Source organism: Streptomyces sp. NPDC049837 (assembly GCF_040674455.1).
In the GTDB taxonomy this organism is placed as follows: Bacteria; Actinomycetota; Actinomycetes; order Streptomycetales; family Streptomycetaceae; genus Streptomyces.
Genome location: NZ_JBFAMP010000012.1, coordinates 22,010 through 36,289 on the forward strand (window position 1 = coordinate 22,010; position 14,280 = coordinate 36,289).

Below are 14,280 nucleotides of genomic sequence, written 5' to 3' on the forward strand. Positions count from 1 at the left end.
CCCTGGGGCGCGGCTGATTCGCAGCGCGCCGATGGCGGGGTGGTCGCCCGCGCATGGCCGCCCACCGAGGGCGCGCCCGCCCGGCGGGAGGGCGTACTTGCGGAGGGCGGGAGAATGGAAGGTGGTCCATCACGACGGGGGCGTCCCCGCGGGTGGGGGAAGCGCGTCGTGCGAGGAGGAGACACTCATGGCGGAAACCGAGCGGAGTGAGCGGCGACTGAGGCCCGCGCCCCTGCTCTTCGAACCCGCGGAGGCCGCCTCCGACCCCGAGCACTTCTTCGACCTGGAGTCGATGGAGGACCCCCGGGAGCTGCTCGCCCGGTCCACGGAGCTGGCGCTGGCGTTCCGGGCGGCGACCGACCGGGCGGTGGAGTTCCAGGCGCTCGCGGCCGCGCAGCTCGCCGATCCGCAGCGGTTCGACCGGCTGACGGCCGGGGACATCGCCGAGCGTGCCGAGTGGACCGAGGACTATGCCAAGAAGATGATCGAGTTCGGGCGTGACCTGCTGCGCAACGGAGGCCGTCCCGGCGAGGAGTAGCCGGGTGGCATATGACCGGGGCGCAAGATACTCCTCTCCGCCCGGCGCTGTCCCGGTTTCCCTCAACTCCCCGGAACCAGGCCGTCACTGGCGGTACATCTGGATGCCATGAGCGCATGGCTGCGAAACGAATCGCCCCACGATCACGCCACCGAGGTCACGGCGGCCGGAGCCGGCTGGCTGACGTCGGCGGCGGCGTACCCGCGTTCCACGCTCTCCCTGTGGGAAGCCCGGCCGACCGCGCCGGCGGTGCTCCCGTGCGGTTCCGTCTTCGACGTGGTGAGCGTGGAGTCCGTGTTCGGGCGCCGCATGCTCGACCGCCTGTGGGGTGAGGGCCCCGGCTCCGGCCCGGTCGCCGTCCACCGTGGGCGGATGCTGCTGTTCACCGCCCCCGGCACGGCTCACCGGCTGCCGTCCCTGCTGCGCTGGGAGGAGTGGGGCGACGCCGTGCCGCCCCCGCTGTGCCACGGCGCCGGGGACGCGATCACCGTGCCTCCGCTGACGCCGGGGGGCGCGGACGGCGGCGCTCCGCGCTGGCTGGTGGCTCCGGACACCCGGCACCCCTGGCTGCCCGGCCCTGAGGTGATCCTCTGGGCATGTGTACGGGCGGCCCGGGCGGGGGTGGCCGCCGGCGTGCGGGTTTCGATTTTTCCTACCGCCGACCAGGGTGCTAAGGTCTACGACGTCAGCAGGCGCCGCTAGCTCAGTTGGTTAGAGCAGCTGACTCTTAATCAGCGGGTCCGGGGTTCGAGTCCCTGGCGGCGCACAGACGGGAAAAGCCCCTCGCGGAAGCGGGGGGCTTTTTCGTGCGTCACGGTACGGTCACCCGGACCGTCCACGCGCCCGTCCGCGTCCGGTCGGCGACCTCGACCCGGGCTGTTCCCCCCGGCACCGTGAACGTCTCGCCCACGCGCAGCGGCGCGTCCGCGAGCGGCGGGTAGACCGACCGGCCCCAGCAGGCGTCGGTGGTCGGGTGGGTGTCGATCACCTCGACGGGCCCGCCGCCGGACACGGCGTCCGTACGGACCCGGTAGATCAGCACGCCCTCGGTGCAGGTGCCGTGGTCGTTCCCGGTCGCCCCGCGCGCCTCGATCGCCAGCGCGCTGTTGCTGCCGGTCCTGACGACCGCCAGCCGGGTGCCGACCGAGGCGCCCCGCTCGGGCCTCGCCGCCAGCGGCTCCAGGGTGAAGCGGCTGCTGCCGGACCCGGCCACGCAGTGCACCTGGCGCCGGTCCAGCCAGCCCAGCTTCCACTTGTGCCAGCCGAACAGTTCCGGCGCGAGTGCGAACTGGCTGCCCATGACGTCCCAGTCACCCACATGGGTGTCCCAGTCGCCCTTGCCGTCCATGGGGCGGTGGTAGAGGTCGGGCAGGTCGAAGACGTGCCCGGTCTCGTGGGCGAGGACGTTGCGGTCCGGCGGGTGCCGCTCGAAGACGGTCACCACCCGCTTGATCGCCGCGCCGTCGGCGTACAGCGGGGTGTTGAAGTTGACGACCTTCGTCGCGTCGGAGTCCACGCCGGGCGCGTCCGGGTCGGCGACCAGGTAGACGATGTCGTACCGCGAGAAGTCGACCACCGGGTCGGCCGCGGCGAGCGCGTCGCGCAGGTAGGCGGCGCGGCGGTCCGGCTCCCAGTCGCGCCGTATGGCGTACGAGGTGGACGGGTGCGGCATCCGGATCCAGTCGCGCCGCGGATGCGGGCGGAGGGTGAATTTCCCGTACGAGGCCCGTTCGAAGAAGTGGCTGGTCTCGGGGAAGTAGTCGGCGGCGAGCTGGTCCGGGGCGGTCAGCGGCCGGGAGTCGGGGAACGACAGGAAGACCATCAGCGCGTCGAGCCGGCGGACGGGACGCGGGTAGGCGGTGTTCCAGGTGTCCAGGCCGAGCGAGTGGTGGGCGTCGGTACGCCGCAGGGCGCACGGACCGGCCATCGGCTCGGCGCTCGCGGGGCCGGCGACGAGACCGGTGGCCGCGAGCGAGAGGAGGGCGAAGAGCCCCGCGGCGGTGGAGCGCAGGCGACGGCGTTCCACTCCCTCGGGTGTCTGCTGGCCCTCCACGTCAACCTCCGGTGCGGCATACGGGACGTCTCACCACCCTGTGACGATTCGTGGTGATACGCCCTGTTCCGCTGCCCCAGTCGGGTGAGCCGCCGACGCGCCCCGCCGGTCCGGGAAGTTCACCGACAGTCACAACTGGTCACGGCAGGACCGGGCCGCGCCACACCCGTGCAGAAACGATCGGCCTCCTGTGGGTGGTGTGGTTCCTCACAACAACCCCACCCGTCTCACGCGGTGGCGGCGCTGGAACGGCCGCCGCGAGAGCCTCTATGATCGGCACACTTTCCTGGCCGACCCATCCCGACCACATCTGTGCGTCACAACTGCCTTGCGGGAGCGAGCCGTGAACGGAACCTCCGAAGGACCGGGAGCTGCGGCAGCCTCAACGACCGGAACCGCCCGGCGTCCGGTCACAGAGCGTCATGAAACCGTCGGCGAACCGCGCCCCTCGGCCACCGCTGCCCGCGTCCCGCCCGAGACGCCCGACGGGCGTGCCGCGACCCCCTCCCCGCCGGCCCCGCCCGACCACGCCCCGGCCCGGAACGGCGCCGTGCGGCCCGCCCCGCAGAACCCGCCACCGCCCCCGGCCGGCGCCCGGCCAAACCCGGACCACGAGCCCGGCCTCCAGGCCCCGGCCCCGGCCCGCGAGCCCGCCACGGACCCGGCCTCCGCCCTCCACGCCCCGCACCCGGACCGCGCCCCTCAGAGCCCGGCCCGACCCGCGGACCGCGACCCTGCCCCCCACGTCCCGGCGGGCGAGGCCACCCGGCACACCCCGGCCACGGCCCCTGCCCCTCAGAGCCCGGCCCCACCCGCGGACCGCGACCCTGCCCCCCACGCCCCGGCCTCCGCCCTCCCCTCGCACCACGACCACCACCACCCCCACCACGCGCACGACTACCGCGCCGCCTTCAACGCCGCCCACATCGCCATGGCCGTCGTCGACCCCGACGGGCTCGTCGTGACCGCGAACGACGCCCTCGCCGCGCTGCTCGGCACCGACGCCGCGTCGCTCCGCGAGCAGGCCGCAGCCGACCTCGTGGACCTGGCATCGGACAGCCGGACCTGGCACGCGTACCACGAGGTGCTGCGCGGCCGGCGCTCCCGCTTCCGCTGCACGCGCCGTCTCAAACATCCCGACGGGCGGTCGCTGTGGGCCGAGGTGACCGTCGCGCCCGTCACGCCCAGCCGGGGCGTCCTGCTGTCGATCGCGGACATCAGCGACCGCCGCCAGCTCCAGGCGCGGCTGCGGCACCTCCAGATGCACGACCCGGTGACCCGGCTGCCCAACCGCACGCTGTTCTTCGAGCGCCTGACCTCCGCGCTGGAGAACTCCTCGTACGACGACGGCGGCACCGGCCGGATCGGCCTGTGCTACCTCGACCTCGACGGGTTCAAGGCGGTCAACGACACCCTCGGGCACCGCGTCGGCGACCGGCTGCTCGCCGCCGTCGCCGCGCGGCTCACCGAGTGCGCCGACAGCGACGGCTACACCCGCGGCGGCGGCCACCTCGTGGCCCGGCTCGGCGGGGACGAGTTCGCGATCCTCGTCGAGGACTCCACCGGTACGGAACAGCTCGCCGACCTCGCCAGGTCCGTACTCGCCGCCGTACAGCGGCCGTTCGACCTCGCCGGGCAGCGGCTGTCGGTGTCGGCGTCCATCGGGGTCGTCGAACGGGCCGCCGCCGGCACCACCGTGAACGGCCTGATGCAGGCCGCCGACACCACGCTCTACTGGGCAAAGGCCGACGGCAAGGCCCGCTGGACGCTCTTCGACCCCGAGCGCAACGCCCATCGCATGACCCGGCAGGCGCTCTCCTCGACCCTCCGCCCGGCCGTCGAACGCGGCGAGTTCGCCCTGGAGTACCAGCCGCTCGTCGGCATGGCCGACGGAACGGTCCGGGGCGTGGAGGCGCTGGTCCGCTGGAACCACCCGCAGTTCGGCTCGCTGGCGCCGAATCGGTTCATCGGAATTGCTGAAGAGGACGGCTCGATCGTCCAGCTCGGCCGCTGGGTGCTGCGTACGGCGTGCCGGCAGGCCCGGCAGTGGCAGCTCGACCACCCGCACGAACGACCGCTGTTCGTCAGCGTCAACGTCGCCGTACGCCAGGTCTGGGACTCCGACCTGGTCGCGGACGTCGCCGAGATCCTCGCCGAGACCGGACTCGCACCGCACCTGCTCCAGCTCGAACTGACCGAGTCGGCGGTGATGGGCTCCGCCGGGCGGCCGCTGCAAGCCCTCCAGGCGCTCAGCGACATGGGCGTACGGATCGCGATCGACGACTTCGGCACCGGGTACTCCAACCTCGCCTACCTCAGCCGCCTCCCGGTCTCCGTCCTCAAACTGGACGGTTCCTTCGTCCGCGGCTTCCAGGACGAGGAGCACCCGAACCCCGCCGACGAAGTGATCGTCGAAGCCCTCGTCCAGCTCGCGCACCGGCTCGGGCTGACCGTCACCGCCGAGTGCGTGGAGACGTCCGGCCAGGCCGCCCGGCTGCGGCGCATCGGCTGCGACACCGGCCAGGGCTGGCTCTACTCCCGCGCGGTCACCGCCGAGCGCATCGCCGAACTGATCGGCGTCACCCCGGGCTGACCCCACGGCTCACGGTCAGCGCGCTGTGGACGAAGTCCCGCACCACACCCGGAACGTCGCCGTCACGGGACCACACGACCCCGACCTGACTGTGGCTCACGCCGCGCACCGGGCGGTAGACCACGTCGGGGCGCTGGTAGAAGCGAGCGGTGGCCTCCGGGGTGAGGCTGATGCCGTAGCCGTTCGCGATCGCGTTGAGCCACTCGTCCGGGTTGTTCGCCACCGCACCCACCAGGACGGGGTGGCCGTCGCGTTCGTCGGCGGCCAGCCAGTAGTCGCGCCACCAGCCGGAGGCGTCCGGCGTGGCGATGAACGGCTCGTCGAAGACCTCCCGGAAGTCGATGACCTCGCGGTCGGCCAGCCGGTGCGTGGCGGGCAGCGCGAGCCACCGGTCCTCGGTGAGCAGGACCTCCACGCCCAGCTCCTCCTGGCCGGGGAACGGCAGCCGCAGCAGCGCCACGTCGGCCTCGCCGCCGGCCAGCCCGGCCGTCGGGTCCTCCCAGCCGGTCTGGATCATCCGCACCCGCCAGCCGGGGCGGCGGCGGGCGAACTCGGCGATGATCCCCTGGGTCAGCTCGTTCGCGGCGGACGCCACGAACCCGACGCGCAGCACCCGCGCCGCCCGCTCCGCCGCGACCTTGGTGGCGCGCAGGGCGGTACTCCACGCCCCGAGAACGGGGGGTACGGCGGCGGCGAGCGCGGTACCCGCCTCGGTGAGGGTCATGCCGTTGCGGGAGCGTACGAACAGATCCACGCCCAACTGGGCTTCGAGTTGCCTGATCTGCCTGGTCAGTGCGGGCTGCGAGATGAATAACCGTTCCGCGGCGCGGGTCAGGTGGCCCTCTTCGGCGACGGCGGCGAAGTAGCGCAACAGCCGGGTGTCGATGTCCATGCCACAAGGTTATGGATTCAAGCATTGGACCGGAGCGGCAGATCGGCGGGAAGCTCGATCACACAAGGAGCCGCAGGCCGGGGAGATTTGAGATGAGCAACCCCAACATCGAGTTGATCAGACGCTTCTGGGCCGGCTACGCCACCGGCGACCTGGACGGACTCCGCGACTCCGTGCTGGCGCCGGAAGCCGTGTGGCACGTACCCGGCAACCACCCCCTGGCCGGCAGCCACCGCGGCGCGGAGGGCATCACGACGTACCTGGAGGGGCTCGCGACCGGGGACTTCATCGCGGACGTCTGGTACGCCGGTGCCGACGAGAGCCATGTGGTGGAGGTCCACCACTGCGTGAGCCACCGGGGGGACGGCACGGACATCGACATGGACTGGGTGCTGGTCTTCCGCATCGAGGACGGGCGCATCGCCGAGATCCGGCACTTCCCGGCCGACCAGTCCGCCGTGGACGAGTTCTTCAACGTCCTGGTGGGAAACGGCTGAGAACCCCTGCCCGGAGTCTCTCCGGGCAGGGGCAGGGTGAAGGGCTTCAACAGGCGCCGAGGTCCTGCCAGACACCCCACTCGCCGGTGGTGCCGGGCTCCTCGCCCTTCGTCCACCACTTGGCCTTCCAGGTGTGCCCCTTGTGCGAGACCTGCGCTCCGCCGGTGTACTCCGTGGCCGAGGACCAGGCCGCCACCGAGCAGCCCACGGGCGGGTCCGTCGGAGTCGGAGTCGGAGTGGGCGTCGGAGTGGGCGTCGGCGTCGGATCAGGGGTCGTCGGAGACGAACCGACCGCCGCCACGATGTCGTTCAGCAGCGTCGTCCTCTCGTCCAGGCCGAGCAGCGAGTACATCATCGCGCCCGCCAGGCCCCGGCTGTGGGCGTAGTCCGCGCGGGCCTGGATGGCACGCTTGTCCAGCCCGGTGAAGAACTCACCGTCCTTGTAGAAGTACGCGGCCTTCGCTTCCTCGTCCCAGAAGGTCGTCGCCGGGTTGTCGACGATGCCGCCGAGCTCCTTGTAGTGCGCGATTCCTGCCTGCTGGCTGACCGGACGGGCGGCGGAGGCACCGGTCGCGGGCTGCGCGAGGCCGTTCTTCGCCCCGGCCGGGACGCCCTTCCAGCCCCGGTAGTAGAACTCGTAGCCCAGCGTCAGCTTGTTCGCCGGGAAGCCGCCGGCGATCCCGTAGGCCGGCTTGCCGTCGATCCAGGCGTCGATGGCGTTGTCGATCGAGTACTTCTCGGTCCCGGGCTTGATCGGGTCGGTCGGGTCACCGGCACCGGAGTACAGCGGCGACTGGTGGTACGTGGGCCCGTCACCGTCCCAGGCGCCGTGCATGTCGTACGTCATGATGTTCGCGTAGTCGAGGTACGCGCCGATCTTGTCCGTCTCGATGTGCTTGATCTTGTCCTGCCCCGCCGGCAGGGCAGCGGTCAGCAGATACTTCTTCCCCTTGTCCGCCCCGAACGCGTCGAGCTGCTTGCGGAACTCGGCGAGCAGCAGCGTGAAGTTCTGCTTGTCCTCGGGCCCGTAGTGATTGCCGAGGTGCCCGTCCGGCGAACCCGGGTACTCCCAGTCGATGTCGATGCCGTCGAAGATCCCAGCAGCAGTACCTGGACCGCCGTACCCGCCCTCGACCGGCAGGTCGCCGGCGATGTACTGCTTGATGCACGAGGCCACGAACTTCTTGCGGCTCGCATCGGTCTTCGCGGCGTCGTGGAAGTACTTGGAGTACGTCCACCCGCCCAACGAAATGTTGATCTTCAGCCTCGGGTACTTCGCCTTCAGCTCCTTGAACTGGTTGAAGACGCCCACGATCGGCTGGTCCCACTTGTCGGCGACACCATCCACGCTGTCGGCGGCCGAGAAGGAACGCTGGTAATCGGCGTACGAATCGCCCGCGCCGTCCCCGGCGTTGGGGTTGTTGTCGTCACCGGCCGCCTTGTTGGCCTCGAAGCACGTCAGCTCCGTGGGATGGATGTTGCCGAACGAATAGTTCAGGACATCCAGCTTCCCGGCGATGCCCCGCGTATCCAGGTGCTTGGGGTAGAAGGCGTTCCCGTACACGCTCCACTGGTCGTAGTACGCGATCTTCACCCCGCCGGAAGCGGCGCCGGAAGAAGCGGCGGTCCGGGCGCTGGCCGTGCCGGCGCCACCGAAGGAGGCGAGCACTCCGGCGGCGAGCGCCACGCTCGTGAGCGCGGCGATGAGGGGTCTGCGGTGGTGCACGTGCGGCCTCCGAAGGGTTACGCAGCGGTAGTTGACGAAGTGATAACCGCCACGCGAACACCGCGTCAATGGTCCGGACCAAAACAGGACTAGACCAATACTCACGCAAAATCCCTAGTCACAGCGCCGCAGAGAGCACAGAGAGCCGCCCGCCACCACCACTGACGAGCGGCTTAAGCCTGCCTTAGGGACCTTGTTCCTCCGTTCCCAAGCCAGAACCAACGGCCAGACGGCGGACGGCCGGGTGGGGCCGTGCAGGGTCGCCCCCGCAGAGGTTGGCGGCCACCGAAGGGCTCCCGACTCGGCGTACCCGAGGCCGCCGGCCTCAAGGAGGTGAGCCCGGAGGGGCCACACCCCCACCCCCAACCCCATCCGCACCGCCCCCGCTCACCCAGCCAAGTCGTACACGTCCGCGATCAGCTCGTACGAGCGCAGCCGCGCCTCCGCCCCGTGCGCGTTGGCCGTGATCATCAGCTCGTCCGCGCCCGTGCGCTTCTGGAGATCATCCAGACCCGCCCGGACCGCGTCCGGCGTACCGTGCACCACGTTCGCCAGCCAACTGTCGACAAAGTCTCGCTCCACCGCGCTGAACTCGTACGCCTCCGCCTCCTCCGGCGTCGGGATGAGCCCCGGGCGCCCGGTGCGGAGCCGGACCATCGACAGCGCGCCCGTCAGCACCTGCCGCCGCGCCTCCCGCTCGTCGTCCGCGGCCAAGGCGGAGACACCGATCACCGCATACGGCGCGTCCAAGACAGCCGACGCCCGGAAAGTGTCCCGGTACAGCTCCAGCGCCGGAATGGTGTTCCGCGCCGAGAAGTGGTGCGCGAACGCGAACGGCAGCCCCAGCATCCCCGCCAGCCGCGCGCTGAACCCGGACGAACCCAGCAGCCACACCGGCGGCCGCCCCGTCGGACCCTGCACCGGTCCGGGCACGGCGTGGATACGCGCGTAGGGGTGACCGTCCGGGAAGTCGTCGTCCAGGAAGCGCGTCAGCTCCGCCAACTGCTCCGGGAACTCGTCGGCGCCCTCCCCCACCCTCTCCAGACGCCGCAGCGCGGCGGCCGTGGCGCCGTCCGTCCCCGGGGCGCGGCCCAGCCCCAGGTCGATGCGGCCCGGCGCCATCGCCTCCAGGGTGCCGAACTGCTCGGCGATGACGAGCGGCGCGTGGTTGGGCAGCATGACGCCGCCCGATCCGAGCCGGATGCGCGAGGTGTGGGCGGCGAGGTGGGCGAGGATCACGGCCGGCGACGAGGAGGCGACGCCGGGCATGGAGTGGTGCTCGGCGACCCAGTGGCGGTGGTACCCGCGCCGCTCGGCGAGCCGGGCGAGATCGACGCTGGTGCGCAGGGCCTGGGCGGCGGTGCGGCCGCTGCCCACGGTGACCAGGTCCAGCACCGACAGGGGCACGGGCGCCGACCCACTCGCCCTGCCTCGAATCACGTCATCGCTCACCGCTGGACCCTCCTGCACCGGAAACACGTACAGCCACCCAGCAACAGGAGGACCACTCCGCTTATTCCCCGGCCATGTCCTTCCGCGCGAACAACGCCCCCAGCTCCGTCGACCACGCCCCGTGCCGCTCCGCCAGCCGCAGCCCCTCCCACACCGTCACCTGGTTCGCCGTGAGCACCGGCTTGCCCACCGCCGCCTCCAGCTCCGGCAGGCACCCCACCGTGTGCAGCGCCGTGTCCGGAACGAGGACGGCCTCCGCCTCGGGACGGTCGGCCGCCCGCACCAGCTCCAGCACCCGCTCCGGCCCCCACGTCGCGACCTCGGCCGCCGTGACGATCCCGCCCGCCCGGGAGGCGACGACCTCGATGCCCGCGGCCTTCAGGAACCGGGCGAACAGCTCCGTGACGTCCTCCGGGTACGTGGCCGCCACCGCCACCCGCCCGGCGCCCACCTCCCGTGCCGCGTGGACGAAGCCGAACGAGGTGCTCGACGCCGGGAGCCCGGCCGTCACGGCCAGGGCGCGGACCTGCTCGTGGGCGCCCTCCCATCCGTACACGAACGACCCGCTGGTGCACGCCCACACCACCGACTCGGCGCCGGACAGGCGCAGCTCCTCCACGCCGGCGGCGAGCCGCTCGGCCGAGCCCATCTCCAGCAGGGCGTCGACGCGGTGGGCGTCCTCGCCGATGTCGGTGTGGACGATCGGCACGTTGACGCCCGTGAGCAGCGCCTCGATGCGGGGGTAGTCGTCCTCGGCGGAGTGCCCGGGGTAGAGCAGTCCGACAGTCGTCATGTCACGCCCTCCTGGGGGTCGGGGGCCGCCTGGGCAACCCCGGGGGTCGCCTGGGCAGCCCCGGGGGCCGGCTCGGCGGCCCCGTTCATGAGCAGCGCCTGGTACGGGCCGACGGCCTCCGCGCCGATCCGGCGCAGCGCCGCCCACATGGTGACCTGGTTCGCGGAGAGCACCGGCATCCTCAGTTCCGCCTCCAGTTGCGGTATCGCGTCGTACGTCGCCAGGTTCGTGCAACTGATGAACAGCGCGTCGGCCGCGCCCCGCACCGCCCGCCGCGCCATGTCCACCACGTCGCGGTACGGCACCTTCCAGATGTGCCGGGTCAGTCCGAGGAAGGCCCGCCCCGTGACGGCTGCCCCGGCTTCCCGCAGATAGTCCTCCAGGGCGCGGGTCACCGACTCGGTGTACGGCGTGACAAGCGCGATCCGCCGGGCGCCCAGTTCCGTCAGCGCCTCCAGCAGGGCACCGGACGTCGTCACGGAGGCGACCTCACCCGCCCGGGTCATGGCCGCGCACATGGCCCGCTCCCCCGCGAGGCCCGCGACGAAGCTGCCGGAGGCGCAGGCGTACGCCACGACCTCCGGCTCGGACGCCGACAGTGCCCGTACGGCGTCCGTCAGCGTCTCGTGCTCGCTGACCAGCCGGGCCAGGTCCAGGGACACCTCGACCGGCACATAGGGCGTCCGGGTCAGCCGCAGCGAGACGTCGTCGGGCACCCAGCGCCACAGCTCGCGGTCGAGGGCGAAGTCGAACGGCGCGACGACGCCGACACCGCGCTGCGGGCCGGGCCCGCCCAGGAAGGAGACGTCCATGACAGGCCCCCAGCGTTCGCAGGCTCCCCAGCCTCTTGTTGACGACGGTAGGTTCGGGTGCGAGCGTGGTCAATTGATGCCGTTGCCCACACTTCTCGTCCTCAAGGCGGACCCCGCGCCCCGCCTCGGCCAACTGATCGGCCGGGCCGGCATCCGGTACGCCGACGAGCACTCCCTCGCCTCGGAACTTCCCGCCGCCGATGTCCTCCTCGTGTGGGACTTCACCTCCGACGCGGTCCGCGCGGCCTGGCCCGGCGACGGGCCGAGACCCCGCTGGGTGCACACGGCGAGCGCGGGGGTCGACCGGCTGCTGTGCCCGGAACTGGTCGCCTCGGACACGGTGGTGACGAACGCGCGGGGCGTGTTCGAGGAGCCGATCGCCGAGTACGTGGCCGGTCTGGTGCTGGCCATGGCGAAGGACCTGCCGGGCACGCTGGAGCTGCAACGGCAGCGGCGCTGGCGGCACCGCGAGAGCCTGCGGGTGGCGGGCAGCCGGGCGGTGGTGGTCGGGGCGGGGCCGATCGGCCGGGCGGTCGCCACGACGCTGCGGGCCCTCGGCGTGCGTACGGCGGTCGTGGGGCGGACCGCGCGGCCGCGCGTCCACGGCGCCGATGAGCTGGACCTGCTGCTGACGCGGGCGGACTGGGTGGTGTGCGCGGCGCCGCTGACGGAGTCGACGCGCGGCATGTTCGACGCGCGGCGCTTCGGGCTGATGCAGCCGTCGGCCCGGTTCATCAATGTGGGGCGCGGGCAGCTCGTCGTGGAGGACGACCTGGTCACGGCGGTGCGCGAGCGGTGGATCGCGGGGGCGGCGCTGGATGTGTTCACCGAGGAACCGCTCGGCGAGGACAGCGCGCTGTGGGACGTACCCGGGCTGATCGTCTCGCCGCACATGAGCGGGGACACGGTGGGCTGGCGGGACCGGCTGGCGGCGCAGTTCGTGGAGCTGTACGAGCTGTGGGCGGCCGGGCGGCCGCTGCCGAACGTGGTGGACAAGAAACGTGGGTACGTACCCGTGCATGACTGAGCCGACGACGTTCCTCACGGACCTGACCGCACGTCAACTCCTGGACGGTTACGCACGGGGCGATTTCTCCCCGGTGGACGCGGTGCGCGCGGCGCTGGAGCGTGCCGAGACGGTCCAGCCGCTGGTCAACGCGTTCGTGCGGGTCGACGCCGAGGAGGCGCTGGCGGGCGCGGCGGCGTCGGCGGAGCGGTGGCGGCGCGGGGAGCCGAGGGGGCGGCTCGACGGGGTGCCGGTGACGGTCAAGGACGTCCTGCTCCAGGCGGGCGGTCCGACGCTGCGCGGTTCACGGACCACCCGTGCGCAAGGGGCGTGGGACGAGGACGCGCCACCCGTGGCCCGGATGCGGGAGGAGGGAGCGGTGTTCCTGGGCAAGACGACGACGCCGGAGTTCGGCTGGAAGGGCGTCACCGACTCGCCGCTGTCGGGCGTCACCCGCAACCCGCACGACCCCTCCCGGACCGCCGGCGGTTCCAGCGGCGGGAGCGCGGCGGCGGTGGCCCTGGGGGCGGGCGCGCTGTCGCTGGGGACGGACGGGGGCGGGTCGATCCGCATCCCGGCGTCGTTCTGCGGGATCTTCGGGCTGAAGCCGACGTACGGGCGGGTGCCGATCTATCCGGCGAGCCCGTACGGCACGCTGTCGCACACGGGTCCGATGACCCGGGACGCGGCGGACGCGGCGCTGCTGCTGGACGTGATCAGCGGCGACGACTGGCGGGACTGGTCCCACCTGGGCCCGGCGCGGCCGGTGAGCGCCACGCTCCAGGAGGGCGTGAAGGGGCTGCGGATCGCCTACTCGGCGTCCTTGGGCGGGCAGGTCGCGGTGCGCCCGGCGGTGGCGTCGGCGGTGCGGACGGCGGTGGAGCGGCTGGCGGCGCTCGGCGCGTACGTGGAGGAGGCGGACCCGGACGTCGCGGACCCGGTGGACGCCTTCCACACGCTGTGGTTCAGCGGGGCGGCGCGGCTGGTCCAGCCCCTGGGGCGGGAGCAGCGGGAGCTGCTGGACCCGGGGCTGCGGGAGGTCGCCGAGCGGGGTGCGCGGTACAGCGCGCTGGAGTACCTGGCGGCGGTGGACACGCGGATGGCGCTGGGGCGCCGGATGGGGAGGTTCCACACGTCGTACGACCTGCTGGTGACGCCCACGCTGCCGCTGACCGCGTTCGAGGCGGGCGTGGAGGCGCCGAACGGGTCACGGCGCTGGACGGCGTGGACGCCGTTCACGTACCCGTTCAACCTCACGCAGCAGCCGGCGGCGACCGTGCCGGTCGGCGCGGACGGCGACGGTCTGCCGATCGGGCTCCAGTTGGTCGCCGCCCGGCACCGGGACGACCTGGTGCTGCGGGCGGCGCACGCGCTGTACGAGTCGGGCGCCGCCCAGGTCATGAAGCCCGGCGCCGCTACGCCCGGCGGAAGCTGAGCGTCTCGCCGAGCGCGCCCGCGCGCCACAGGTCCTGGCAGGCCTCGGCCATCCGGTCGAGGCCGTCGACCACCGTGCCCCACACGATGCCGGGGACCCAGCCGGTGTCGCCGTTCAGCAGCAGGTTGTTGCGCTCGTAGAAGAGGGCGAGGTCGACGGTGACGGGGCGGCGGGAGAGCTCCTCGCGCCCGTATCCGTACGCTGCCGTTCCCAACTCCGTACCTTCGAAGGTGAAGTAGCACAAATCGCCCGGAATCGGAGTCACAGTCGGGTTCTCCAGGGGCGGTTCCGCCTCCGCGAACGCCGGAAACAAGGCATAGATCTCATTACGGGCATACTTCGCGTGGTAGACATCGCCGCCCAGCGGCAGCGCGTCCCACACGGCCGCGCAGGTCAACGGCGCCCGGTCGTCCAGCAGTTTCGCGGTGCACCGCACCCCGCGCTTGTCCAGGGACACGGTCAGGTATCGGTCGGCCATCCCGT

At 72.3% G+C, this 14,280-nt stretch carries 13 protein-coding genes and 1 tRNA gene; 7 read left to right on the plus strand and 7 right to left on the minus strand.

Features of this window, described 5'->3' with window-relative positions; genetic code table 11:
* The first annotated feature begins 187 nt into the window (after window positions 1-187).
* From AB0J57_RS27960 to AB0J57_RS27970, 3 genes are all read left to right on the plus strand, one after another.
* Entirely contained in the window at window positions 188-538 is a 351-nt protein-coding gene (locus AB0J57_RS27960; RefSeq protein WP_366131102.1) for a hypothetical protein, read from the plus strand.
* 108 nt (window positions 539-646) lie between these two features.
* On the plus strand, window positions 647-1,240 hold the full coding sequence (locus AB0J57_RS27965) for a bifunctional DNA primase/polymerase (protein WP_366131103.1): 594 nt from the start codon (window positions 647-649) through the stop codon (window positions 1,238-1,240).
* Window positions 1,231-1,304: transfer RNA gene (locus AB0J57_RS27970), tRNA-Lys, on the plus strand. The genes AB0J57_RS27965 and AB0J57_RS27970 overlap by 10 nt, the downstream gene beginning before the upstream one ends.
* Window positions 1,305-1,349: 45 nt before the next feature.
* On the opposite strand, the gene AB0J57_RS27975 is transcribed toward AB0J57_RS27970, so the two are convergent.
* Entirely contained in the window at window positions 1,350-2,591 is a 1,242-nt protein-coding gene (locus AB0J57_RS27975; RefSeq protein ID WP_366131104.1) for a M6 family metalloprotease domain-containing protein, read from the minus strand.
* A gap of 550 nt (window positions 2,592-3,141) precedes the next feature.
* Between AB0J57_RS27975 and AB0J57_RS27980 the strand changes: the two genes are divergently transcribed.
* A complete protein-coding gene (locus AB0J57_RS27980) occupies window positions 3,142-5,184 on the plus strand; it encodes an EAL domain-containing protein (RefSeq protein WP_366131105.1) in 2,043 nt (680 codons plus the stop codon).
* Here AB0J57_RS27980 and AB0J57_RS27985 read toward each other — a convergent pair.
* Window positions 5,171-6,076, minus strand: a complete 906-nt coding sequence (locus AB0J57_RS27985) for a LysR family transcriptional regulator (protein WP_366131106.1) — start codon at window positions 6,074-6,076, stop codon at window positions 5,171-5,173. The two genes, AB0J57_RS27980 and AB0J57_RS27985, sit on opposite strands and share 14 nt — an antisense overlap.
* Window positions 6,077-6,168: 92 nt before the next feature.
* On the opposite strand from AB0J57_RS27985, the gene AB0J57_RS27990 reads away from it, so the two are divergent.
* Entirely contained in the window at window positions 6,169-6,573 is a 405-nt protein-coding gene (locus tag AB0J57_RS27990) for a nuclear transport factor 2 family protein (RefSeq protein ID WP_366131107.1), read from the plus strand.
* A 46-nt stretch (window positions 6,574-6,619) separates the two neighbouring features.
* Here AB0J57_RS27990 and AB0J57_RS27995 read toward each other — a convergent pair whose 3' ends face one another.
* The 4 genes from AB0J57_RS27995 to AB0J57_RS28010 form a co-directional block, all read right to left on the minus strand.
* Complete coding sequence (locus AB0J57_RS27995; RefSeq protein ID WP_366131108.1) at window positions 6,620-8,299, minus strand: glycosyl hydrolase family 18 protein; 1,680 nt, start codon at window positions 8,297-8,299, stop codon at window positions 6,620-6,622.
* Window positions 8,300-8,686: 387 nt separating this feature from the next.
* The gene (locus tag AB0J57_RS28000) at window positions 8,687-9,769 is read right to left on the minus strand and encodes an LLM class flavin-dependent oxidoreductase (RefSeq protein ID WP_366131109.1); all 1,083 of its coding nucleotides are present in this window, start codon (window positions 9,767-9,769) and stop codon (window positions 8,687-8,689) included.
* A 43-nt stretch (window positions 9,770-9,812) separates the two neighbouring features.
* Window positions 9,813-10,544: a decarboxylase gene (locus tag AB0J57_RS28005; RefSeq protein ID WP_366131110.1), complete on the minus strand. Its 732-nt coding sequence runs from the start codon at window positions 10,542-10,544 to the stop codon at window positions 9,813-9,815.
* Window positions 10,541-11,356, minus strand: a complete 816-nt coding sequence (locus tag AB0J57_RS28010) for a decarboxylase (RefSeq protein WP_366131111.1) — start codon at window positions 11,354-11,356, stop codon at window positions 10,541-10,543. Before AB0J57_RS28010 ends, AB0J57_RS28005 begins: the two co-directional genes overlap by 4 nt.
* A 76-nt stretch (window positions 11,357-11,432) precedes the next feature.
* Between AB0J57_RS28010 and AB0J57_RS28015 the strand changes: the two genes are divergently transcribed.
* Window positions 11,433-12,383: a D-2-hydroxyacid dehydrogenase gene (locus AB0J57_RS28015; protein WP_366131112.1), complete on the plus strand. Its 951-nt coding sequence runs from the start codon at window positions 11,433-11,435 to the stop codon at window positions 12,381-12,383.
* The gene (locus tag AB0J57_RS28020; protein WP_366131113.1) at window positions 12,376-13,797 is read left to right on the plus strand and encodes an amidase; all 1,422 of its coding nucleotides are present in this window, start codon (window positions 12,376-12,378) and stop codon (window positions 13,795-13,797) included. Before AB0J57_RS28015 ends, AB0J57_RS28020 begins: the two co-directional genes overlap by 8 nt.
* On the opposite strand, the gene AB0J57_RS28025 is transcribed toward AB0J57_RS28020, so the two are convergent.
* Window positions 13,778-14,275 (minus strand): DUF3830 family protein, encoded by a 498-nt coding sequence (locus tag AB0J57_RS28025; protein WP_366131114.1) that lies wholly within the window; start codon window positions 14,273-14,275, stop codon window positions 13,778-13,780. The two genes, AB0J57_RS28020 and AB0J57_RS28025, sit on opposite strands and share 20 nt — an antisense overlap.
* Window positions 14,276-14,280 lie beyond the last annotated feature (5 nt).

What these genes read in the sequence shown, in the direction of transcription:
- AB0J57_RS27960 (WP_366131102.1), top strand. Translation starts at nt 188, where the DNA reads ATGGCGGAAACCGAGCGGAGTGAGCGGCGACTGAGGCCCGCGCCCCTG.
- AB0J57_RS27965 (WP_366131103.1), top strand. Translation starts at nt 647, where the DNA reads ATGAGCGCATGGCTGCGAAACGAATCGCCCCACGATCACGCCACCGAG.
- AB0J57_RS27985 (WP_366131106.1), bottom strand. Translation starts at nt 6,076, where the DNA reads ATGGACATCGACACCCGGCTGTTGCGCTACTTCGCCGCCGTCGCCGAA.
- AB0J57_RS27990 (WP_366131107.1), top strand. Translation starts at nt 6,169, where the DNA reads ATGAGCAACCCCAACATCGAGTTGATCAGACGCTTCTGGGCCGGCTAC.
- AB0J57_RS28005 (WP_366131110.1), bottom strand. Translation starts at nt 10,544, where the DNA reads ATGACGACTGTCGGACTGCTCTACCCCGGGCACTCCGCCGAGGACGAC.
- AB0J57_RS28010 (WP_366131111.1), bottom strand. Translation starts at nt 11,356, where the DNA reads ATGGACGTCTCCTTCCTGGGCGGGCCCGGCCCGCAGCGCGGTGTCGGC.
- AB0J57_RS28015 (WP_366131112.1), top strand. Translation starts at nt 11,433, where the DNA reads ATGCCGTTGCCCACACTTCTCGTCCTCAAGGCGGACCCCGCGCCCCGC.
- AB0J57_RS28020 (WP_366131113.1), top strand. Translation starts at nt 12,376, where the DNA reads ATGACTGAGCCGACGACGTTCCTCACGGACCTGACCGCACGTCAACTC.
- AB0J57_RS28025 (WP_366131114.1), bottom strand. Translation starts at nt 14,275, where the DNA reads ATGGCCGACCGATACCTGACCGTGTCCCTGGACAAGCGCGGGGTGCGG.